This is a genomic window from Agrococcus jejuensis (assembly GCF_007679035.1).
Classification (GTDB): Bacteria; Actinomycetota; Actinomycetes; order Actinomycetales; family Microbacteriaceae; genus Agrococcus; species Agrococcus jejuensis_A.
This window is the reverse complement of sequence record NZ_VEFR01000003.1, coordinates 350444-370038: the sequence shown is the minus strand read 5'-3', so window position 1 is coordinate 370038 and position 19595 is coordinate 350444. Positions and strand designations below refer to the sequence as shown.

Sequence of the window (19595 nt, the reverse complement as noted above, 5' to 3'; positions counted from 1 at the left end):
CCCCATGTTCACCGGGCTCATCGAGGAGATCGGCGAGGTCGTCGCGCTCGACCGCGACGGCGACTCCGCCAGGCTCACCGTGCGCGGACCGCTCGCGGTCTCCGACGCCACCCACGGCGCCTCCATCGCCGTCAACGGCCTCTGCCTCACCGTCGTGGAGCAGACCGCCGACGCCTTCACCGCCGACGTCATGGAGGTGAGCCTGCGGATGTCGCAGCTCGGCGACCTCGCCGTCGGCAGCCGCGTCAACCTCGAGCGGGCCGCGCAGGTGGGCGACCGCCTCGGTGGCCACATCGTGCAGGGCCACGTCGACGGCACCGCGACGGTGCTCGAGACCGAGGACGGCGACGCGTGGCGCCGCGTGCGCCTCGCGCTCGACGACGACCTCGCGCCCTACGTGGCGCGCAAGGGATCCATCACGCTGCAGGGCGTGAGCCTGACGGTCTCGGGCCTGAGCGACGAGGCCGAGACCGCGCAGTGGCTCGAGGTCTCGCTCATCCCCGAGACGCTCGAGGCCACGACCCTCGGGGCGCTCGTGCCCGGCGATCGCGTCAACGTCGAGACCGACGTCGTCGCGCGCCACGTGGCACGGATGCTGCGCCTCGAGCAGGCGGGGCGCATCACGACGGCAGGAGCGCAGGCATGATCGGCACCATCGAGCAGGCGGTGCGCGCGCTGCGCGACGGCCGCCCCGTGATCGTCGTCGATGACGAGGGCCGCGAGAACGAGGGCGACCTCGTGCTCGCCGCCGAGCTCGCGACCCCCGACCAGATCGCCTTCCTCGTGCGCCACTCCTCGGGCTTCCTGTGCGCTCCGATCACGGGTGCCGTCGCCGATCGCCTGCAGCTGCCGCTCATGGTCGAGGCGAACGAGGACCTGCGCCAGACGGCGTACACGGTCACGGTCGACGCCGCCGATCGCACCACGACGGGCATCTCGGCCGACGACCGCGCGCACACGCTGCGCGTGCTCGCCGACCCGACCTCCGGCCCCGGCGACCTGCGCCGCCCCGGCCACGTCGTGCCGCTGCGCGCCGTCGACGGCGGGGTGCGCGTGCGCCCCGGCCACACGGAGGCGACCGTCGACCTCCTCGCGCTCGCGGGCCTGCAGCCCGTCGGCGTCATCGGCGAGCTCGTCGAGGACACCGGCGAGATGCGACGCCTGCCCTCGCTCATCGCGTTCGGCGCCGAGCACGACCTCGTCGTCGTGACGATCGCGGACCTCGTCGCGCACCTCGACGCCGGCGCCGTGGCCACGATCGCACCCGTCGACCCCGCACTCGCGCCGCGCGTGCGCTACGAGGTGTGCACGACGGTGCCGACCGTGCACGGCGACTTCCGCATGTTCGCGTACCGCGACCTCGTGACGGGCGCCGACCACGTCGCGATCGTCGCCGGCCATCCCGTCGCCGACGGCGCGCTCGTGCGCATCCACTCGGAGTGCCTCACCGGCGAGGCGTTCGGCTCGCTGAAGTGCGAGTGCGGTCCGCAGCTCGACGCAGCACTGCAGCGCATCCACGAGGCCGGCGAGGGCGTCGTCGTGTACCTGCGCGGCCAGGAGGGTCGCGGCATCGGCCTCATCAACAAGCTGAAGGCGTACCGCCTGCAGGAGGACGGCCTCGACACCCTCGACGCCAACCTCGCGCTCGGCCTGCCCGCCGACGCCCGCGAGTACGGCGCCGCCGCCGCCATCCTGCGCGAGCTCGGCCTCACGAGCATCCGTCTGCTGTCGAACAACCCCGAGAAGGCAGCGCAGCTCGAGCGGCACGGCATCGCCATCGCCGCGCGCGAGCCGCTGGTCGTCGGCGTCGGCGACTTCAACGAGGGCTACCTCGAGACCAAGCGCGACCGCATGGGGCACGTGCTGCCCGAGCAGATCGTCGCCGCGCCCATCACGACGGGAGACTGACATGGCCGGCACCGGAGCACCGCACCTCCGCCTCGACGCGAGCGGCCTGACGGTCACGATCGTCTACGGGCAGTGGCACGACGTGATCGCCGGCGGGCTGCTCGCCGGCGCGCGCCGAGCGCTCGCCGAGATGGGCGCGACGGTGCGTGAGATCCCCGTCGCCGGCGCCTTCGAGCTGCCGGTCGTCTCCCAGGCGGTGCTCGAGCGCGACAGCGACGCCGTCGTGGCGCTCGGCGTCATCCTGCGCGGCGGCACGCCCCACTTCGACTACATCGCGCACGCGGCGACGGAGGGGCTCACCCAGGTGGCGCTGCGCACGGGCAAGCCCGTCGGCTTCGGCGTGCTCACGATCGACGACGAGCAGCAGGGCCTCGACCGCGCGGGCCTGCCCGACTCGAAGGAGGACACGGGCGCGAAGGCGGCCGAGGCCGCCGTCGGCGCCGCGCTGGCGATCCACGCGCTCTGAGGCCCCGTCGCTCGCGTCGAGTCCGCACGTGCGCGAGCCCGGGGGTGCAGGAGGCACCCCGGGCGTCGCGCACGTGCGGACTCGACGCGTGACGCCTGCGCGGCGTGCGCCGTTGGGGTGCTGCGCGCGATCCGCACGGGACTCGCACGAGATGCGCATGCGGTGCCCCGATGACTCCTCGGGCGCTCCCCGACCAGCCTCGTAGCGTCGTCGCATGCCTCGCATCCGAGCCACCCTCGCCCTCGCGATCGCCGCGCTCGTCGCGCCGCTCGCGGCATGCGTCGCGGGGCCCCCAGCGTCCCCGCCGGCGCCCACGGCCGACGCGACGGCGATCGTCGCCGTGCTCGCGACGCAGTCGCCTGGGCCGCTCGGCGACGGTTCGGAGGGCATCGAGCGCACCGACGCCACCTCGATCGCGGCCCTCGCCGACGTGCTCGCCATGACGCGGACCGACCCCGAGGACGTCGAGTGCGTCTGGTCGACGCGCACGACCGTCGAGGTGACGTTCGACGACGCGTCGACGACGAGGCTGCAGGCCGACTCGTGCGGCGCGACCGGCCGCGACGAGGCGCTCGGGCTGCTCGTCGCCGAGTGGGTGCTCGAGGAGGGCTGACGGCGGTCGCCCCGCGCGTGCGCAGCACCGCACATCCGCGTGACTAGGCTCTTCCCAGCACTTCTGAAGGAGCCTCATGGCTGACGCATCCAGCACCACGACGACCGACAAGCCCGCGAACACCCGCGGACGGGTCATCTTCGCGAGCCTCATCGGCACGTCGATCGAGTTCTACGACTTCTACATCTACGCGACCGCCGCCGTGCTCGTGTTCCCGGCCCTCTTCTTCCCGGCCGAGAACGAGACGGCGCAGCTGCTCTCGTCGCTCGCGACGTTCGGCGTCGCGTTCGTCGCACGCCCCATCGGCTCGATCCTCTTCGGGCACTTCGGCGACCGCATCGGTCGCAAGACCACGCTCGTCGCGTCGCTGCTGACGATGGGCATCGCGACCGTGCTCATCGGCTGCCTGCCGACCGCGCTCACGCCCGGCTGGGAGATCGCCGCCCCCGCGCTGCTCGCGCTCATGCGCTTCTGCCAGGGCCTCGGCCTCGGCGGCGAGTGGTCGGGCGCCGCGCTGCTGGCGACCGAGAACGCACCCGCGGGCAAGCGCGCCATCTACGGCACGTTCCCGCAGCTCGGCGCGCCCATCGGCTTCATCCTCGCCAACACGATCTTCATCCTCATCACCTACACGCTCACGCCCGAGCAGTTCGCGGAGTTCGGCTGGCGCATCCCGTTCCTGCTCTCGGCGATCCTCGTCGCCGTCGGCCTGTACGTGCGCCTCAAGCTCATCGAGACGCCCGCGTTCACGAAGGTCGTCGAGCGCAACGAGGTCGTGAAGGTGCCGCTCGGCTCGGTGTTCAAGCACAACTGGGTGCAGGTGCTGCAGGGCACGCTCATCATGTTCGCCACCTACGTGCTCTTCTACCTCATGACGACGTTCACGCTCACGTACGGCACCCGTGCCGCGACCGTCGAGCAGGGCGCCGCCGCCGCCGAGGCGGCCGGACAGCCGTTCAACCCCGACACGTTCGTGCCGGGTCTCGGCTTCCAGCGCATCGACTTCCTGTGGCTGCTCATCATCGGCGTCGTGTTCTTCGGCGTCTTCACGCTCGTCGCCGGCCCGCTCGCGGAGCGCTTCGGCCGCAAGTGGATGCTCGCCGCCGTGTCGGCCGCGATCGTCGTGTTCGGCCTGCTGTGGGTGCCGCTGTTCGGCAGCGGCTTCGTCGGCATCATGCTGGCGCTCATCCTCGGCTTCACGCTCATGGGCCTCACGTTCGGCCCCATGGCGGCGTTCCTGCCCGAGCTGTTCCCCGCGAACGTGCGCTACACGGGCTCGGCGCTCGCGTACAACCTGTCGAGCGTCATCGGCGCCGCGCCCGCGTCGTTCGTCGCCGTCGCCCTCTGGGGCCTCGCGGGCGGCTCGCCGCTGCTCGTCGGCCTGTACCTGTCGGCGGCCGCGGCGGTCACGCTCGTCGTGCTGCTGCTGTCGAAGGACACGCGCGACAAGGACTACGTGAACTCGACGTCGGCCTGACGCACGAGCCTCGCCCCGGGTTGGGGCGGGAGCGACGACTCGGAGGGGATGCGGATCGCATCCCCTCCTGTCGTTCGCGGAAGACGCGGGTGGCATGCGGATGCGGGGCGTAGCGTCGCCGCCATGACCCGCAGCACCCGCCTCCTCGTCGTCGCTCCCCTCGCCGCTGCAGCGCTCGCGCTCGGCGGCTGCGTCGTGACGCCCGACGTCGTCGAGCCGCCCGCGCCGTGCAGCGCGATCGCGGTGCATCCGCTGGCGCAGTGCTCGCAGGCGTACGTGCTCGAGATCGCGTCGGTCGTCGTCTCGCAGCAGCAGGCCGTGCCCGACTTCGATGGCACGCGCTACCTCGTCGAGGATGCCGACGAGGTCGATCGGCTCGAGGCGATCCTGAACCCGACGCACCCGATCGCGACGGGCGAGGCGTGCGCCGGCGGACGCACGACGGTGCTGGAGATCACGCCCGTGGCGGGGGCGCCGTTCGTGCTCGAGACGGACACCTGCGGCGACGACGGCACGGCGACGCAGCTCGACGAGCTCGCGAGCGAGTGGCGCGAGAGCGGCGTCTTCCCCGTCGCGCCGTAGCTCAGCGCTCGACGACCTCCACCTCGACGTGCTCCGCGACGGCGCGGATCGCCTCGGCGTCGCCCGTGCCGAGCCCGTGCCGCGTCACGTTGATCGCGCCGGCCGCGGCGCCGAGTCGGATGGCCTCCTCGACGCTGCGTCCGTCGGCGAGCGCGAGCGCGAGCCCCGCCGTGTACGAGTCGCCGGCGCCCGTGTGGTCGACGACCTGCAGCCGCGGCGCCGTGACGCGCAGCAGCCCGCCCTCGTGCAGCACGAGCGAGCCGACGTCGGCGCGCGACACCGCGACCACGTCGACGCCGCGCTCGCGCAGGCCCTCCATCGCGACGACGAGCTGCGCCTCGTCGTCGCCGTCGGCGACGAGACCGTCGGCGACGAGCTCCTCGTGGCTCACCTTCACGACCGTCGCGCCGCCGTCGATGGCCGCCGTGAGCCGATCGCCCGCCAGGTCGACGAGCACGCGGCGATCGAGCGCCGCGAGGTCGCTCGCGAGCCGGCGGTAGACGTCGGCGTCGAGCGTCTCGTCGTCGACCGGACCGGACAGGATGACGAGGTCGGCGTGCGCCGCCTCGCGCAGCACCATCGAGTACAGGGCGTCGAGATCGTGCCGATCGAGCGGCGTGCCGTCGGTCTCGACGATCGAGGTGCGCTCCCCCGACCGCCGGTCGGTGATGCGCACCGGGTTCACGCCCTCGCGGTCGAGGTCGGCGACCGCGATGCCCTCGTCGCCGAGCAGCCGCTCGGCCACGCGCCCCGGCTCGCCCGCGAACGAGGCGACGAGCGCGACGTCGGCGCCGAGCGCGCGCAGCATCCGCGCCTGCCACACGCCCTGGCCGCCGACGTGGATGTGCACGTCGGGCTGGTCGCCGTGCTCCTCGATCGCGATCGACAGCAGCGGGGCAGGGGCGAAGACGACGATGCTCGGCATGCTCGCCACGCTAGGCGAACCCCCATCGCGCATGCGGAGGGTTGCGTCAGCGCAGGAAGAGCGCCTTGAGCCGCGACGTCGTGAAGACGATGCCGAGCACCGACATCACCGCGAGGTAGCCGACGTGGATCGCCAGCGACCAGTCGACGACGCCGAGCGTGAGCTGCCGCATCATGTCGACGCCGTGCCACAGCGGCATCGCCATGATGACCCACTGGATGCCCTGCGGGTAGACCTCGATGGGGAAGAACGTCGCCGACAGCAGGAACATCGGCATCATCACGAAGTACACGTAGTCGAGATGCTGGAACGTCTTCATGTAGCTCGTGATCGCCATGCCGAGGCTCGCGAACGCGAAGGCGATCAGCACGGCGGCGGGGATCGCGAGCAGCGCGGTGGGCGACAGGTTGAGGCCCATGATCGTCGTCACGGCCATGAAGCCGCACGCGTAGAGGAACCCTCGGAACAGCGCCATGAAGATCTCGCCGAGCGCGACGTCGAGCGGCCCGAGCGACGTCGAGAGCATGCCGTCGTAGAGCTTGCCGTAGTGCATCTTGAAGAAGACGTTCATGGTCGAGTCGAAGACGGCGCCGTTCATGGCCGACACCGCCATGAGCGCCGGCGCGATGTACGCGGCGTAGGGCACCTCGACGCCGCGGTACTCGAGCACGCCGATGAGCGTGCCCAGGCCGATGCCCATCGACAGCAGGTAGAAGATCGGCTCGAAGAAGCCCGAGACGACGACCGTGAGGTTGTTGCGGCGCATCACGTGCATGCCGCGGCCGATGACGGCGCGCGCGTTGCCGGCGTAGATGCCCGACAGCGGACCGCGGGGGCGCTGCGTGTGCAGCGGCTCGGAGGCGTGGACGGTCACAGGTCGAGCCTCCTTCGGAACACCCGCACCGCGAGCAGGAAGCCGACCACGGCGAAGCCCACGAGCACCGCGACGTGCACGGCGAGCAGCCAGCCCGCGACCGGCGCGCCGTACAGCGCCCATCGGCCGAGGTCGACCGCGTGCCACAGCGGCGAGATCCACCCGATCCACTGCAGGAGGATCGGCAGCGTCTCGAGCGGGAAGTAGGTGCCCGAGAAGAGCATGAGCGGCAGCGTCACGAAGCGGTCGATGAAGTTCAGCTGGCCGCGGTCCTGCTCCTGGTGCGCCGCCCACGCGGAGACGGGCAGGGCGACGGCGAGCACGAGCATCCATGCGATGGGCACGAGCCACAGCGCTCGCGGGGAGTCGGTGACGCCGAGCAGCCAGATCGCGACGACGTAGACGATCGACAGCGGGATGACGCGCACGAGGGTGCCGACCGTGTAGCCGATGACCATCTGCGCCGGGCTCACGGGGCTCGAGCGCATCGCGAGGAAGATCGGCACCCACTTGAAGCCGCCGAAGATGCCGTACGTCGACTCCTGCGCCGCCGTCTGCATCGCCGACCCGAGCACGAGCGCCGGCGCGAGGAACAGCAGGAAGTCGGCGCCGCCGACGTCCCGGCCGCCCTGCGCGTCGTTCACGACGATCGCGAGGCCGAACCCGAGTCCCGCGACGTAGAGGAACGGGGAGGCGAGGCCGAGCCCGATCCACGTGCCCACGTACGCGCGCATCGCGCGGATGCGCTGCTCCGCCACGTACCACCAGCCGAGTCGGCGGGTGCGGCGCGCGGCGGCGACGCCGACCGCGACCTGGTCGGGCTGGCGCACGGTCGAGGCGCTCATTCGATGAGCGTCCGGCCGGTGAGCCTGAGGAACACGTCCTCGAGGCTCGAGCGTCGCACGAGGCTCGTGATGGGCCGCAGCTCCTTCGCGTGGATGGCCTGCAGCGCGGCGTCGCCGTCGTGCGCGTACACGAGGATGCGGTCGGGCAGCACCTCGAGGCGGTCGCCGATGCCCTGGATCGCGGCGGCTGCCTCCTCGTTGCGGCTCGAGCCGAAGCGCACCTCGAGCACCTCGCGCGACGAGTGCTCGCGGATGAGCGACGCGGGGCTGCCCTCGGCGACGATGCGGCCGTGGTCGACGACGACGAGGCGATCGCACAGCTGCTCGGCCTCGTCCATGAAGTGCGTCGTGAGCACGAGCGTCGTGCCGCGCTCCTTGAGGCGGAAGAGGCGGTCCCACAGGATGTGGCGCGCCTGCGGGTCGAGGCCCGTCGTGGGCTCGTCGAGCAGCAGGATGCGCGGCTCGTTCATGAGGCCGCGCGCGATCGTGAGGCGTCGCTTCATGCCGCCGGAGAGGTCGTCGACGCGCGCCTTCGCCTTCTCCTCGAGCTGCGCGAACGCGAGCAGCTCGTCAGCGCGCTGCTGCACCACCGCTCGGGGCAGGCCGAAGTAGCGGCCGTAGACGACGAGGTTCTCGCGCGCCCGCAGCTCGGTGTCGAGGGTGTCGGCCTGCGGCACGACGCCCAGCTGGGCGCGGATCTCGGGCCCGTGGTCGTTCGTGTCGAGCCCGAGCACGTCGAGCGTGCCGTCGGTGCGCGTCGAGACCGCCGAGATCATGCGCATCGTCGTGGACTTGCCTGCGCCGTTGGGGCCGAGGAAGCCGAACGACTCCCCCTGCTCGATGTCGAAGTCGAGACGATCGACGGCGGTGAAGTCGCCGTAGCGCTTGACGAGTCCTCTGGCGGAGATGACGGCGGGCACGAGCACTCACTGTAGCCCCGGCCTCCGACAGCGCACGCTGCGTCGGAGGCCGTGCCCGCGGTGGGAGGATGGATGCCGATGAGCGAGCGACGAGGATTCCTGCGCCGAGCCAAGGACGACGACGGCCCGAAGGCCTCCGTCCGCGAGCTCCTCCCCTACCTCTTCCCCAAGCGGGGACTGCTGGCCGGGGCGCTCGTGCTGTCGGTGCTCGGCGCCGTCACGAGCCTCGTGCAGCCGCTGCTCGTGCAGCAGATCATCACGGCCGTGCAGGACTCCGAGCCGCTGACCTGGCTGCCGTGGGTGCTCGTGACGCTCGTGCTCGTCGACGCCGCGCTCGGCGGCTTCCAGCACTTCCTGCTGCAGATCCTCGGCGAGCACGTCGTGCTGCGCACGCGCACGCAGCTCGTCGCGCGCCTGCTGCACCTGCCCATCGCGGAGTTCGACCAGCGCCGCACGGGCGACCTCGTCTCGCGCGTCGGGTCCGACACCACGCTGCTGCGAGCCGTGCTGACGCAGGGCCTCGTGGAGTCGGTCGGCGGACTGCTGACGTTCGTCGGCGCCATCGTGGCGATGCTCGTGATCGACCCGGCGCTCTTCGGCCTCACGCTGCTCGTCGTCGTCGTGGCGTTCGCGGCGGTGCTCGTCGTCATGCCGATGCTCACGCGCGCGACGCGGCAGGCCCAGGAGCAGGTCGGCCACCTCACGAGCGCGCTCGAGCGCGCGATCTCCGCCGTCCGCACGGTGCGCGCCTCGAACGCGACCGACCGCGAGATCGCCGTCGTCGGCGAGCGCAGCGAGGCCGCGTTCGGCGCCGGCGTGCGCGTCGCGCGCATCTCGGCGCTCGTCGTGCCGATCGCCGGCGTCGCCGTGCAGGTCGCGTTCCTCGTCGTCATCGGCGTCGGCGGCCTGCGCGTGGCGACGGGCGAGCTGCCGATCGCATCGCTCGTGGGCTTCCTGATGTTCCTGTCATACATGATCTTCCCGCTGGGCCAGATGATCGGCGCCGTCACGGCCGTGTCGACGGCGCTCGGCGCCCTCGGCCGCATCCAGGAGATCGTGCGCCTCGCGCCCGAGGACGCCGGCGACATCGCCGTCGACGAGACGCCCACGGGCGACGCCGTCGCCTTCGAGGGCGTGTCGTTCCGCTATCCCGAGTCGGTCGTGCGGTCGCGCCGCGAGGTCGAGGGGACGGATGCCGACGAGGATGCGCCCCTCGAGTCGCCGATCGTGCTGCAGGACGTGTCGTTCACGGTCGCGCCCGGCACGCGCACGGCGATCGTGGGCCCGTCGGGTGCAGGCAAGTCGACGCTCTTCGCGCTCGTGGAGCGCTTCTACGACCCCACGGCCGGGCGCATCGTGATCGCCGGTCGCGATGCCCGCTCGGTCGAGCGCCGCGCGCTGCGCGCCGGCATCGGCTACGTCGAGCAGGATGCGCCCGTGCTGGCCGGCACCATCCGCGACAACCTGCTGCTCGCCTCGCCCGACGCGACCGACGAGCGCCTGCTCGACGTGCTGGGGCGCGTGAACCTGCGCGAGGTCGTCGACCGCTCGCCCGAGGGGCTGGATGCGGTCGTCGGCGAGCGCGGCGTGCGCCTGTCGGGCGGCGAGCGCCAGCGGCTCGCGATCGCCCGCGCGCTGCTGTCGGCACCCGCGCTGCTGCTGCTCGACGAGTCGACGTCGAGCCTCGACGGCCGCAACGAGGCGCAGCTGCAGGGTGCGATCGACGAGGTCGCGACCGGCCGCACGCTGCTCGTGATCGCGCATCGCCTGTCGACGGTCGTCGGGGCCGACCAGATCGTCGTGCTCGACCAGGGCCGCGTCGCCGCCACGGGCACGCACGCCGAGCTGCTCGCCTCCAGCCCGCTCTACCGCGAGCTGGCGCAGCACCAGCTGCTCGTACCTGCCGACGCAGCCTGAGCGACGCCGCCCGGCGCCCGCACGGTCACGTGTCGGAGGGCTCCGCGGAGGCGTCGAGGATCGCCGACATGAGCGCGACGGTGCGGCGGCGCCACTCGGCGCGCGGCGGCTGCTCGGGGATGGGATCGCCGCGCAGGTGCGCCAGCGCGACGTCGACGATGCCTGCGGCCTCCGCGAAGCGCGCGAGGGCCACGACGCCCGCCTGGTCCTTCGAGAGGATGCGGCTCGTGACGATCGTCGCGTCAAGCCGAGCGGGCCCCAGCGCGCACCATGCGACGGCGGACGCCGTCATGGGCGCGGCACGGCGCGCCGCCCGGTCGCGCACCGAGCGCCAGTAGCCGTCGAGGTTGGCGCGATTCCATGCGACGAGCCGGTCGGGCTCGGGGTCGAGGCCCCACGTGGCGATCGGTGCGCCGCGCACGACGACGCCGCCGCCGACGAGCTCCCGCCACATGACCGGGTTCACGTCGAACGCCTCCCCGACCGCGAACCGCTCGCCCGTGTGCGAGGCGATCGGACGGATCGCGGTGACGGGACGCGTGAGCTCGCTCACGTGCACGAACGACGCGTCGCACGTCGACGCCAGGCCCTGCCTGCGCACGACGCGGGCGGCCAGGCGCGGCAGCTGCGAGCGGTGCAGCCTGCGGAGCGCGCGCATGTCGGCCCGGCGCACCGACCCGCCGCCGAGCACGACGAGCAGGTCGACGTCGCTGCGACCGGGGCGGTAGGCGCCGAGCGCCACGGATCCCGCGATCGCGCACGCGACGACGCGACCCGGCAGCAGCCGGTCGGCAGCCCGCAGGTAGGCGGCGACGGCGTCGACGACCTCCGGATGCAGGTCGTCGACGCGCATCGGATCAGGCGTAGGGGTTGGGCATGAGCGTGTACTTCGTCTCGAGGTACTCGTAGATGCCCTCGGCCCCGCCCTCGCGCCCGAGGCCCGACTGCTTCACGCCGCCGAACGGACCGGCCGCGTTCGACACGACGCCCACGTTGAGGCCCATCATGCCCGTGTCGATCAGGTCGATCATGCGCTGACCGCGCGCCGCGTCCTGCGTGAACACGTAGCCGACGAGCCCGTACTCGGTCGCGTTCGCGAGCGACACCGCCTCGGCCTCGGTCGAGAAGCGCTGGATGCCGACGACGGGCCCGAAGATCTCCTCGACCGACACCGACATGTCCGCCGAGACGCGGTCGATGACCGTCGGCTCGAAGAACGAGCCGGCGCCCTCGATGGCCTTGCCGCCCGTCGTGACGACGGCGCCGGCCGCGACGGCCTCGTCGACGAGGCGCACGGCGTTCGCGACGGCCTTCGGCTCGACGAGCGGGCCGATCTGCACGCCGTCCTCGGTGCCGCGGCCGACCTTCATGGCCTGGACCTTCGCGGTGATGCGGGCCGAGAACTCATCGGCGATCGACTCGTGCACGATGAAGCGGTTCGCGGCGGTGCACGCCTGGCCGATGTTGCGGAACTTCGCGAGCATCGCGCCCTCGACGGCCTTGTCGAGGTCGGCATCCTCGAACACGACGAACGGGGCGTTGCCGCCGAGCTCCATGGATGCCTTGAGCACGTTGTCGGCAGCCTGCTTCAGCAGGCCGACGCCCACCGGGGTCGACCCCGTGAACGAGACCTTGCGCAGGCGGTCGTCGGCCATGATGCGGTCGGTGAGCGCGCCGGTGCTCCTCGTCGTGACGACGTTGATGACGCCCTTGGGCAGGCCGGCGTCCTCGAGCAGCTGCGCGAACGCGAGCGTCGTGAGCGGCGTGAGCGTGGCGGGCTTCACGACGGCCGTGCAGCCCGCGGCGATCGCGGGGGCGATCTTGCGCGTCGCCATCGCGAGCGGGAAGTTCCACGGGGTGATGAGGTAGCACGGGCCCACGGGGCGGTGCGTGACGATCATCTGCCCGGTGCCCTCGGGGTTCTGCGCGTAGCGACCGCCGATGCGCACCGCCTCCTCCGAGAACCAGCGCAGGAACTCGCCGCCGTAGGCGACCTCGCCGCGCGCCTCGGCGAGCGGCTTGCCCATCTCGAGCGTCATGAGCAGCGCGAAGTCCTCCTTGCGCTCCTGCAGCAGCTCCCACGCCTTCCGCAGGATCTCGCCGCGCACGCGGGCGGGCGTGCGGGCCCAGTCGTCCTGCGCGGCGACGGCGGCGTCGAGCGCGCGCACGCCGTCGGCGACCGAGCCGTTCGCGATCGTCTTGATGGTCTCGCCCGTCGACGGGTCGGTCACGTCGATCGTGCCGTCCTCGCCGGCGACCCACTCGCCGTCGATGTACAGCGCGCCGTGCACGCCCTCGAGCAGCGCGGTCTCGTCGTGGTGCGTCATGATGCTCCTTCGCAGATCTGTCTTCAGCCTATGCGGATGGATGGGTGCGGCTCAGGCGTTCGCGATGGCCGCGCACAGGATGTCGAGCGCCTCGCGCAGCAGATCGTCGCCGATGGCGAGCGGCGGCAGGAGGCGCACGACGTTGCCGTCGGTGCCGCACGTCAGCAGCACGACGCCCTGCGCGTGCACGGCGGCGGCGACGCGCCTCGTGAGGTCGGCGTCGGGGCGGCCGGTGGCGGCGTCGACGAGCTCGATGGCGAGCATGGCGCCGCGTCCGCGCACGTCGCCGATGCGAGGGTCGCCGGCCTGCGCCGCGTGCAGGCGCTCGAGGGCGATGGCCTCGATCTCGCGGGCGCGGTCGACGAGGCCGTCCTCGAAGGCGGCGATGGCCGCGAGCGCCGCGGCGCAGGCGACGGGATTGCCGCCGTACGTGCCGCCGAGCCCGCCGGCGTGCGCGGCATCCATGATCTCGGCACGCCCGGTCACGGCAGAGAGCGGCAGCCCGCCCGCGAGGCCCTTGGCGGTGACGACGAGGTCGGGCTCGAAGCCGAAGTGCTCGGAGGCGAACATCGCACCGGTGCGGGCGAAGCCCGTCTGCACCTCGTCGGCGATCACGACGATCCCGTGCGCACGCGCCCAGTCGGCGAGCGCCGGCAGGAAGCCCTCGGCGGGCACGACGAAGCCGCCCTCGCCCTGGATGGGCTCGATGATGACGGCGGCGATCTCGTCGGTCTCGACCTGGCGCTCGATCCGCTCGATCGCGATGCGGGCGGCCTCGGCGCCCGAGAGCCCGTCGCGGAACGGGTACGACATGGGCGCGCGGTGCACCTCGGCGCCGAACGGGCCGAAGCCGCGCTTGTACGGCATCGACTTGGCCGTGAGGGCCATCGTGAGGCTCGTGCGGCCGTGGTACGCGTGGTCGAAGGCGACGATCGTCGAGCGGCGCGTGGCCGAGCGGGCGATCTTCACGGCGTTCTCGACGGCCTCCGCGCCCGAGTTGAACAGTGCGGTGCGCTTGGCGAAGTCGCCGGGCGTCAGGCGGTTGAGCGCCTCGGCGACCTCGACGTAGCCCTCGTAGCCCGTGACGGTGAAGCACGTGTGCGTGAACTGCTCGAGCTGCGCGGATGCGGCCGCCACCACGCCGGGGTCGGCGTTGCCGACCGAGGTGACCGCGATGCCCGAGCCGAGGTCGATGAGCGAGTTGCCGTCGACGTCCACGAGCACGCCGCCGCCGGCGGCAGCGACGAAGACGGGCATCGTCATGCCGACGCCGCGTGCGACGGCGTCCGACTTGCGCGCCATGAGCGCCTGGGATGCGGGACCGGGGATCGCGGTGACGAGGCGACGCTCCTGCGGCAGCGACGGGCCGCCGTGCGGGGTGGTGGGGGCGGGGGCGTGCTGCAGCGTCATCGCGGGCTCCTGTCGAGGTCTGGTGCTGCTCACGGTATGCAGCGCACCCCTCTCGTACGTCTGCCTTCTCGGCAGATGCATGCCGCGTGGCTGCCTTCATGGCACGATGACGGCATGGCCACCCGCATGCCCACGCTCGCGACCGTCGAGGCGCTCGTCGCCGAGCCCTCGCTCGCGCTGCGCGAGGTCGTCGCCGGCGACGACCGGCGCGCACGGCCGATCTCGTGGATCGCGAGCTCCGACCTCGCCGACCCGACGCCGTTCCTCGCCCCCGACCACGTGCTGCTCACGACCGGCAGGCAGCTCGTCGGCGGCGACACCACGGCGGCGCGCTGGGTGCGCGCGCTCGCCGACGCAGGCGTGCTCGGCATCGGCTTCGGCACGGGCCTGCACGCGACGGAGGTGCCTCCCGCGCTCGTCGACGCGGCACTCGCCGCCGACCTGCCGCTGTTCGAGGTGCCGTACGACACGTCGTTCCTCGCGATCATCCGCTGGAACGCCGAGCGGGGCGCGGCGCGCGAGCGCTGGGCGGCGGATGCGCAGCGGGCGATCGGCGCGGCCGCGAGCCGGCCCGACGGCGCGGCTGCGGTCGTGCGCACGCTCGCGCGCGAGCTCGACGCCGACGTCGCGCTGCTCGACGACCGGGCACGGACGCGCGCTGCGTCGACGACGAGCGTCGACGACGCGCTCGTCGACCAGGTGCGCGCGGCGCTGCGCACCGGGCGTCGCACGGCGCGCACCGTCGAGCGCGACGACGGCGGGTGGATGCTCGTGCAGTCGCTCGGTGGCGCCGGTCGCGTGCACGGCGCGCTCGCGCTCGCAGGCACCGAGGCGCTCGACGCCCCGGCACGATCGGTCGTGACGACGGCGGCGGCGCTGCTCGACCTCGCGCTCGCGTCGTCGCAGGGACTGCGCGACCGCGTCGCGGCGTTCGAGGCCGCGATCGTCGAGCACGCGCTGGCCGGCGGCGCCGCGCAGTCGGCCGCGATGCTCGCGCGCGTCGGCGAGACGCTGCCCGCCGAGCCCGTCGTCGTCGCCGCCCTCGACGGGACCACGGCGATCGAGGCGGATGCGCCGATGCCCGTCCTCGCCGCCGCGCGCGACGGGCGCACGCTCGTCGTCGCCTCCGACGCCCATCGCGCGGCGGTCGTCGCCGCCCTCGGCGCCGTCACCGCCGGCTGGAGCCTGCCGACCACGTGGGAGCACGCCGCGACGGCCGTGGCCCAGGCGACGACGGCGCTCGACCGCGCGCGCCGCGCTGGAGCGGCATCCGCCACCTTCTCCCCCGGCGACGACGGCCTGCTCGGCCTGCTGGGCGACGACGCCGTGCGCGCCGCCGCCGAGGCGCACCTCGGCGGCCTGCTCGCGACCGACGAGGGCCGCGCATCCCTCGCACTCGCCGCCGAGTGGTTCGCGCACGACTGCGCGTGGGACGCCGCGGCCCGCGCCGTCGGCATGCACCGGCACTCGCTGCGCGACCGCATCCTCGCCCTCGGCCGCACCCTGGGCCTCGACCTGCAGGCGTTCGCCGACCGCGCGACGCTGTGGGCGTGGCTGCAGGCGACGGCGACGCCGTAGGTCAGTCCCCCGGCGCCGCCTTCGACAGCCGCGACGGCCACCACGTCGCGCGCCCGATCTCGAGCGAGAGCGCCGGCACGAGCAACGAGCGCACGAGCACGGTGTCGATGAGCACGCCGAGCGCCACGATGATCGCGATCTGCAGCAGGAACAGCACGGGGATCACCGCGAGCGCCGCGAACGTCGCGGCCAGCACGACGCCGGCCGACGTGATGACGCTGCCCGTCACGCGCAGCCCCGTGAGCACGCCCTCGCGATGCCCGCGCCGCAGCGCCTCCTCGCGCACGCGCGTCATGAGGAAGATGTTGTAGTCGACCCCGAGCGCGACGAGGAACACGAACGCGAACAGCGGCACCGACGGATCCATCGCCTCCCGCCCGATCGCGTGCAGGATGAGGGCGGCGACGCCCAGCGCCGTGCCGAACGACAGCACGGTCGTGAGGATGAGCAGGATCGGCGCGACGATCGCCCGCAGCAGCAGCGCGAGGATCACGAGGATCACGGCGAGCACGATCGGGATGATGAGCGCGCGATCGTGGATGGCGGTGTCGTTCGTGTCGACGGCCGTCGCCGTCGTGCCGCCCACGAGCGCGTCGGCGAGGTCGGCGTCGGCGAGCGCGACGCGCAGGTCGCGCACCGTCTGCTGCGCAGCGTCGGAGTCGGGTGCGACGTCGAGCGTGAGCTGCAGCAGCACCTGGCCGTCGACGACCTGCGGCTCCCCCGTCGGCATGCCCGGGATGGGGGCGGCGTCGTCGCCGATCGGCACGGTGCCGCCCGGCGCGTCCTCGCTCGTCGCCACGACCGCATCCACGCCGTCGACGCCCCCGGCGACGTCGGCGACGGCCTGGGCGTCGCCCTCGTCGGCGAGCACGTACGTGGGGGCGCCGGAGCCGCCCGGGAAGTGGTCGGAGAGCACCGCCTGGCCGTCGCGCGCCTGCGACTCGCCCACGACGAACTCGCTCGACGGCACGCCGTCGGGCTGCAGCTGCGTCATGCCCACGGCGCCGGCGGCCAGCACGATCGCCGTCACGATCCACACGGGACGCGGTCGGCGACCGACGAGGCCGGCCACGCGGCCCCACAACCCTGCCCTCTCGGCCTTGGCGTGGGTCGGCGCGTGCTCATGGGCACCGTGGTGCCGCGGGGCGACGGGCCAGAAGGCGACGCGGCCGACGGCGTAGAGCAGGGCGGGCAGCATCGTCAGGCCGGCGAGCAGCGCCATCGCGATGCCGATCGCGGCGACGGGGCCGAGCTGGCGGTTCGACTGCAGGTCCGACAGCAGCAGGCAGAGCAGGCCCGCGATGACCGTGCCGCCCGACGCGAGGATCGGCTCGAACGAGCCCTTCCACGCCGCGACCGTCGCATCCCACCGCCTCGCATGCTGTCCGAGCGCCTCGCGGTAGCGGGCCGTGTAGAGCAGCGCGTAGTCGGTGGCGGCGCCGACGACGAGGATGAAGAGGATGCCCTGCGTCTGCCCCGAGAGCTGCAGGATGCCCGCCTTCGCGAGCGAGAAGACGACGAGGATCGCGAGGCACAGCGCCGCGACCGACGTGAGGAGCACGAGGAGCGGCAGCAGCGGCGAGCGGTAGACGATGACGAGGATCACGAGCACGGCCGCGAGCGCGACGAGCAGCAGGATGCCGTCGATGCCGCTGAACGCCTCGGCGATGTCGGCGGCGAAGCCCGCGGGTCCGGTCACGGCGCCCGTGAGGCCGTCGGGCGCCTCGGCGAGCAGGTCTCGGATGCCCTCGACGGCCACGTCGACCGCCTCGGACTCGCTCGAGTCGACGATCGCGACGATCTGCACGGCCTCGCCGTCGTCGCTCGGGATCGCCGGGGATGCCTCGACGACGCCGTCGACCTGGGCGACCTGCTCGGCGAGGGTCTGCGCGTCGGCGAGCTGCTCGTCGGTGAGCGCCCCGTCGCCCTCGAGCACGACGATGGCGGGGATGCGGTCGTCGCCGAGGAACCCCGGCAGCGCCTCCTGCACGGCCGTCGCATCCGCCGACTGCGGCAGGAAGGCCGCCTGGTCGTTCTCGACGACCTCGTCGAGGCGTCCGAAGGTGGGCCCGCCGACGCCGAGGGCGGCGATCCAGCCCACGATGAGCACGGCGGGGATGACGGCGCGCAGCCATCTGGGCACGCGGGGCGTGGCCGAGCGCTGCTGCCCGGCCTCGGTGGGCGCGCTCATCGGACCGCGACGCCCGCGTCGGCGAGCTCGGTGAGGGCGGCGGCTCGCGTGCCGGGTGCGACGGCGGCCGTGAGGGCGTCGACGACCGTCACGGTCGGCACGACCGGCAGGCCGTCGAGGGCGGACGCCTTGACGCAGTAGTCGGTGGCGATGCCGACGACGACGAGCTCGTCGATGCCGCGCTCGTCGAGGATGCTCGCGAGCGTCGCGCCGTCCTCGGTCTCGCCCTCGAACGCCGAGTAGGCGGGCTCGCCCTGACCCTTGTAGACGTGCACGTCGACGAGCGACCGGTCGAGTGCCGGGTGGTACTCGGCGCCGGGCGTGCCTGCGACGCAGTGGACGGGCCACGTGTCGACGAAGTCGGGCTCGCCGCTGGCGAAGTGACCGCCGTTGTCGTCGTCGCCGCGGTGCCAGTCGCGGCTCGCGACCACGAGGTCGTAGTCGCTCGCGCGCACGTGGTCGCTGATGGCGGCGGCGACGGCCGCTCCGCCCTCGCACCCGAGGGCACCGCCTTCGGTGAAGTCGTTCTGGACGTCGACGATGAGGAGCGCTCGGGCCATGCGTCAGATACTACGCTGGCTGACCTTCAGATGCGAGAGCGACCCGCGCATCCCTACGACCAGCGGCGCGCGCTGAGCGCCTGCACGATCTGCAGCAGCTGCCCGCGCAGCGCATCCGGGTCGTCGACCGCCGGGATCGCGCGCGCCTCGAGCGAGCGCGCCTGCACCCACGACGCCTCCCCCGCCGCCGTGCGCGCGACGAGCCGCGCGCGCCGATCCGCGGGGTCGAGCGTGCGCTCGACGTGCCCCTCGCGCTCGAGTCGGTCGACGGTGCGCGAGATCGTCTGCACCTCGACGCGCGCCCGCCGCGCGAGCTCCGCCTGCGCGAGCGGCCCGTCGCCCAGCAGGTCGAGCACGACGAGACCCGCGTGCGTCAGCCCCGCGCCCTGCAGCACGTCGTGCCACTCGTGCTCCACGAGGCGCGCAGCCATCGCCAGCAGGCGGCCTGTAGGCCAGTCGCGCATGTCGGGAGCGGCGTCGGGCACGACACTCACCGTATCCCCGGCTCCCGGCCCTAGCATCCGAACCGCCAGCACCCACCGTCGTCAGGAGACGCATGCACCACGTCCAAGGCGCCATCCGCCGCAAGCTGCTGTCGATCATCGTGCTGTTCGCGCTCTGCGTGCTCGTGCTCGTCCTGGCGCCGAGCTCGGGCGGCCTCGCGATCACGGCCATCGTGTGCGGCGTCGTCGCGCTCGCGCTCGGTGTGCTCGCGTTCCTGCCGTTCGGCACGAAGCCGGAAGCGCAGCAGCAGCACCCCGTGCAGCCGCCGCCGCCCGGCCCCGCCGGCCAGCAGGGCCTCTCGGGTCCGATGCAGGGCGGCCCGCCGCCGGGACCGCCTGCGCCGCCCGCCGCGAGCTGACCGCATGCACGACGAAGGCCCCCGCTGCTGCGAGGGCCTTCGGTGTCGGAGCCACCCGAGGGAATCGAACCCTCGACCTATTCATTACGAGTGAATCGCTCTGCCAACTGAGCTAGGGCGGCGCGTGCCGCATGGGGCAC

Annotated in this window: 19 protein-coding genes and 1 tRNA gene; 9 read left to right on the top strand and 11 right to left on the bottom strand. The window is 73.0% G+C overall.

Annotated features, from left to right (window positions below; translation table 11 throughout):
* Window positions 1-4 precede the first annotated feature (4 nt).
* From FS793_RS12230 to FS793_RS12205, 6 genes are all read left to right on the top strand, one after another.
* A complete protein-coding gene (locus FS793_RS12230; protein ID WP_144720774.1) occupies window positions 5-646 on the top strand; it encodes a riboflavin synthase in 642 nt (213 codons plus the stop codon).
* Window positions 643-1908, top strand: a complete 1266-nt coding sequence (gene ribB / locus FS793_RS12225; protein ID WP_144720773.1) for a 3,4-dihydroxy-2-butanone-4-phosphate synthase — start codon at window positions 643-645, stop codon at window positions 1906-1908. The genes FS793_RS12230 and ribB overlap by 4 nt, the downstream gene beginning before the upstream one ends.
* A 1-nt stretch (window position 1909) precedes the next feature.
* On the top strand, window positions 1910-2374 hold the full coding sequence (gene ribH, locus FS793_RS12220) for a 6,7-dimethyl-8-ribityllumazine synthase (protein WP_144720772.1): 465 nt from the start codon (window positions 1910-1912) through the stop codon (window positions 2372-2374).
* Window positions 2375-2588: 214 nt separating this feature from the next.
* Complete coding sequence (locus FS793_RS12215; RefSeq protein ID WP_144720771.1) at window positions 2589-2987, top strand: hypothetical protein; 399 nt, start codon at window positions 2589-2591, stop codon at window positions 2985-2987.
* Window positions 2988-3063: 76 nt separating this feature from the next.
* Entirely contained in the window at window positions 3064-4464 is a 1401-nt protein-coding gene (locus FS793_RS12210; RefSeq protein WP_144720770.1) for an MFS transporter, read from the top strand.
* Between the two features lie 123 nt (window positions 4465-4587).
* A complete protein-coding gene (locus tag FS793_RS12205) occupies window positions 4588-5046 on the top strand; it encodes a hypothetical protein (RefSeq protein ID WP_144720769.1) in 459 nt (152 codons plus the stop codon).
* Window position 5047: 1 nt separating this feature from the next.
* Here the strand turns inward: FS793_RS12205 and FS793_RS12200 are convergent, their stop codons facing one another.
* Genes FS793_RS12200 through FS793_RS12185 form a run of 4 tightly spaced genes read right to left on the bottom strand, consistent with a single transcriptional unit; the run spans window position 5048 to window position 8610 of the window.
* Window positions 5048-5971: a 1-phosphofructokinase family hexose kinase gene (locus tag FS793_RS12200; protein WP_144720768.1), complete on the bottom strand. Its 924-nt coding sequence runs from the start codon at window positions 5969-5971 to the stop codon at window positions 5048-5050.
* Window positions 5972-6017: 46 nt separating this feature from the next.
* Window positions 6018-6845 carry an ABC transporter permease gene (locus tag FS793_RS12195; RefSeq protein WP_260980143.1) on the bottom strand — a complete coding sequence of 276 codons (828 nt, stop codon included), beginning with the start codon at window positions 6843-6845 and terminating at the stop codon, window positions 6018-6020.
* On the bottom strand, window positions 6842-7690 hold the full coding sequence (locus tag FS793_RS16635) for an ABC transporter permease (RefSeq protein ID WP_144720766.1): 849 nt from the start codon (window positions 7688-7690) through the stop codon (window positions 6842-6844). The genes FS793_RS12195 and FS793_RS16635 overlap by 4 nt, the downstream gene beginning before the upstream one ends.
* The gene (locus FS793_RS12185) at window positions 7687-8610 is read right to left on the bottom strand and encodes an ABC transporter ATP-binding protein (RefSeq protein ID WP_440130463.1); all 924 of its coding nucleotides are present in this window, start codon (window positions 8608-8610) and stop codon (window positions 7687-7689) included. Before FS793_RS12185 ends, FS793_RS16635 begins: the two co-directional genes overlap by 4 nt.
* Before the next feature lie 72 nt (window positions 8611-8682).
* Here FS793_RS12185 and FS793_RS12180 point away from each other — a divergent pair, with 72 nt between their 5' ends.
* Complete coding sequence (locus FS793_RS12180; RefSeq protein WP_144720764.1) at window positions 8683-10527, top strand: ABC transporter ATP-binding protein; 1845 nt, start codon at window positions 8683-8685, stop codon at window positions 10525-10527.
* A gap of 25 nt (window positions 10528-10552) precedes the next feature.
* Here the strand turns inward: FS793_RS12180 and FS793_RS12175 are convergent, their stop codons facing one another.
* Genes FS793_RS12175 through gabT form a run of 3 tightly spaced genes read right to left on the bottom strand, consistent with a single transcriptional unit; the run spans window position 10553 to window position 14264 of the window.
* The gene (locus tag FS793_RS12175) at window positions 10553-11380 is read right to left on the bottom strand and encodes a nucleotidyltransferase domain-containing protein (protein WP_144720763.1); all 828 of its coding nucleotides are present in this window, start codon (window positions 11378-11380) and stop codon (window positions 10553-10555) included.
* A gap of 4 nt (window positions 11381-11384) precedes the next feature.
* Window positions 11385-12854, bottom strand: a complete 1470-nt coding sequence (locus FS793_RS12170; protein ID WP_144720762.1) for an NAD-dependent succinate-semialdehyde dehydrogenase — start codon at window positions 12852-12854, stop codon at window positions 11385-11387.
* Window positions 12855-12905: 51 nt separating this feature from the next.
* A complete protein-coding gene (gene gabT / locus FS793_RS12165) occupies window positions 12906-14264 on the bottom strand; it encodes a 4-aminobutyrate--2-oxoglutarate transaminase (RefSeq protein ID WP_144720761.1) in 1359 nt (452 codons plus the stop codon).
* A gap of 114 nt (window positions 14265-14378) precedes the next feature.
* On the opposite strand from gabT, the gene FS793_RS12160 reads away from it, so the two are divergent.
* Window positions 14379-15842 carry a PucR family transcriptional regulator gene (locus FS793_RS12160; protein ID WP_186329489.1) on the top strand — a complete coding sequence of 488 codons (1464 nt, stop codon included), beginning with the start codon at window positions 14379-14381 and terminating at the stop codon, window positions 15840-15842.
* A gap of 1 nt (window position 15843) precedes the next feature.
* Here FS793_RS12160 and FS793_RS12155 read toward each other — a convergent pair whose 3' ends face one another.
* Genes FS793_RS12155 through FS793_RS12145 form a run of 3 tightly spaced genes read right to left on the bottom strand, consistent with a single transcriptional unit; the run spans window position 15844 to window position 19078 of the window.
* Window positions 15844-18033, bottom strand: coding sequence for an MMPL family transporter (locus FS793_RS12155; RefSeq protein ID WP_144720759.1), 2190 nt, complete (start codon window positions 18031-18033; stop codon window positions 15844-15846).
* Entirely contained in the window at window positions 18030-18593 is a 564-nt protein-coding gene (locus FS793_RS12150; RefSeq protein WP_144720758.1) for an isochorismatase family protein, read from the bottom strand. Before FS793_RS12150 ends, FS793_RS12155 begins: the two co-directional genes overlap by 4 nt.
* Window positions 18594-18646: 53 nt before the next feature.
* Window positions 18647-19078, bottom strand: a complete 432-nt coding sequence (locus FS793_RS12145) for a MarR family winged helix-turn-helix transcriptional regulator (RefSeq protein WP_260980141.1) — start codon at window positions 19076-19078, stop codon at window positions 18647-18649.
* Window positions 19079-19149: 71 nt separating this feature from the next.
* Here FS793_RS12145 and FS793_RS12140 point away from each other — a divergent pair, with 71 nt between their 5' ends.
* The gene (locus tag FS793_RS12140; protein ID WP_144720757.1) at window positions 19150-19455 is read left to right on the top strand and encodes a hypothetical protein; all 306 of its coding nucleotides are present in this window, start codon (window positions 19150-19152) and stop codon (window positions 19453-19455) included.
* A 49-nt stretch (window positions 19456-19504) separates the two neighbouring features.
* Here the strand turns inward: FS793_RS12140 and FS793_RS12135 are convergent.
* A tRNA-Thr gene (locus tag FS793_RS12135) sits at window positions 19505-19577 on the bottom strand.
* Between the last annotated feature and the right edge of the window lie 18 nt (window positions 19578-19595).

Bases quoted from the DNA above. Each gene is read 5' to 3' on its own strand.
- FS793_RS12230 (WP_144720774.1), top strand. From the start codon at position 5: ATGTTCACCGGGCTCATCGAGGAGATCGGCGAGGTCGTCGCGCTCGAC.
- ribB (WP_144720773.1), top strand. From the start codon at position 643: ATGATCGGCACCATCGAGCAGGCGGTGCGCGCGCTGCGCGACGGCCGC.
- ribH (WP_144720772.1), top strand. From the start codon at position 1,910: ATGGCCGGCACCGGAGCACCGCACCTCCGCCTCGACGCGAGCGGCCTG.
- FS793_RS12215 (WP_144720771.1), top strand. From the start codon at position 2,589: ATGCCTCGCATCCGAGCCACCCTCGCCCTCGCGATCGCCGCGCTCGTC.
- FS793_RS12210 (WP_144720770.1), top strand. From the start codon at position 3,064: ATGGCTGACGCATCCAGCACCACGACGACCGACAAGCCCGCGAACACC.
- FS793_RS12205 (WP_144720769.1), top strand. From the start codon at position 4,588: ATGACCCGCAGCACCCGCCTCCTCGTCGTCGCTCCCCTCGCCGCTGCA.
- FS793_RS12200 (WP_144720768.1), bottom strand. From the start codon at position 5,971: ATGCCGAGCATCGTCGTCTTCGCCCCTGCCCCGCTGCTGTCGATCGCG.
- FS793_RS16635 (WP_144720766.1), bottom strand. From the start codon at position 7,690: ATGAGCGCCTCGACCGTGCGCCAGCCCGACCAGGTCGCGGTCGGCGTC.
- FS793_RS12180 (WP_144720764.1), top strand. From the start codon at position 8,683: ATGCCGATGAGCGAGCGACGAGGATTCCTGCGCCGAGCCAAGGACGAC.
- FS793_RS12175 (WP_144720763.1), bottom strand. From the start codon at position 11,380: ATGCGCGTCGACGACCTGCATCCGGAGGTCGTCGACGCCGTCGCCGCC.
- FS793_RS12170 (WP_144720762.1), bottom strand. From the start codon at position 12,854: ATGACGCACCACGACGAGACCGCGCTGCTCGAGGGCGTGCACGGCGCG.
- gabT (WP_144720761.1), bottom strand. From the start codon at position 14,264: ATGACGCTGCAGCACGCCCCCGCCCCCACCACCCCGCACGGCGGCCCG.
- FS793_RS12160 (WP_186329489.1), top strand. From the start codon at position 14,379: ATGGCCACCCGCATGCCCACGCTCGCGACCGTCGAGGCGCTCGTCGCC.
- FS793_RS12155 (WP_144720759.1), bottom strand. From the start codon at position 18,033: ATGAGCGCGCCCACCGAGGCCGGGCAGCAGCGCTCGGCCACGCCCCGC.
- FS793_RS12150 (WP_144720758.1), bottom strand. From the start codon at position 18,593: ATGGCCCGAGCGCTCCTCATCGTCGACGTCCAGAACGACTTCACCGAA.
- FS793_RS12140 (WP_144720757.1), top strand. From the start codon at position 19,150: ATGCACCACGTCCAAGGCGCCATCCGCCGCAAGCTGCTGTCGATCATC.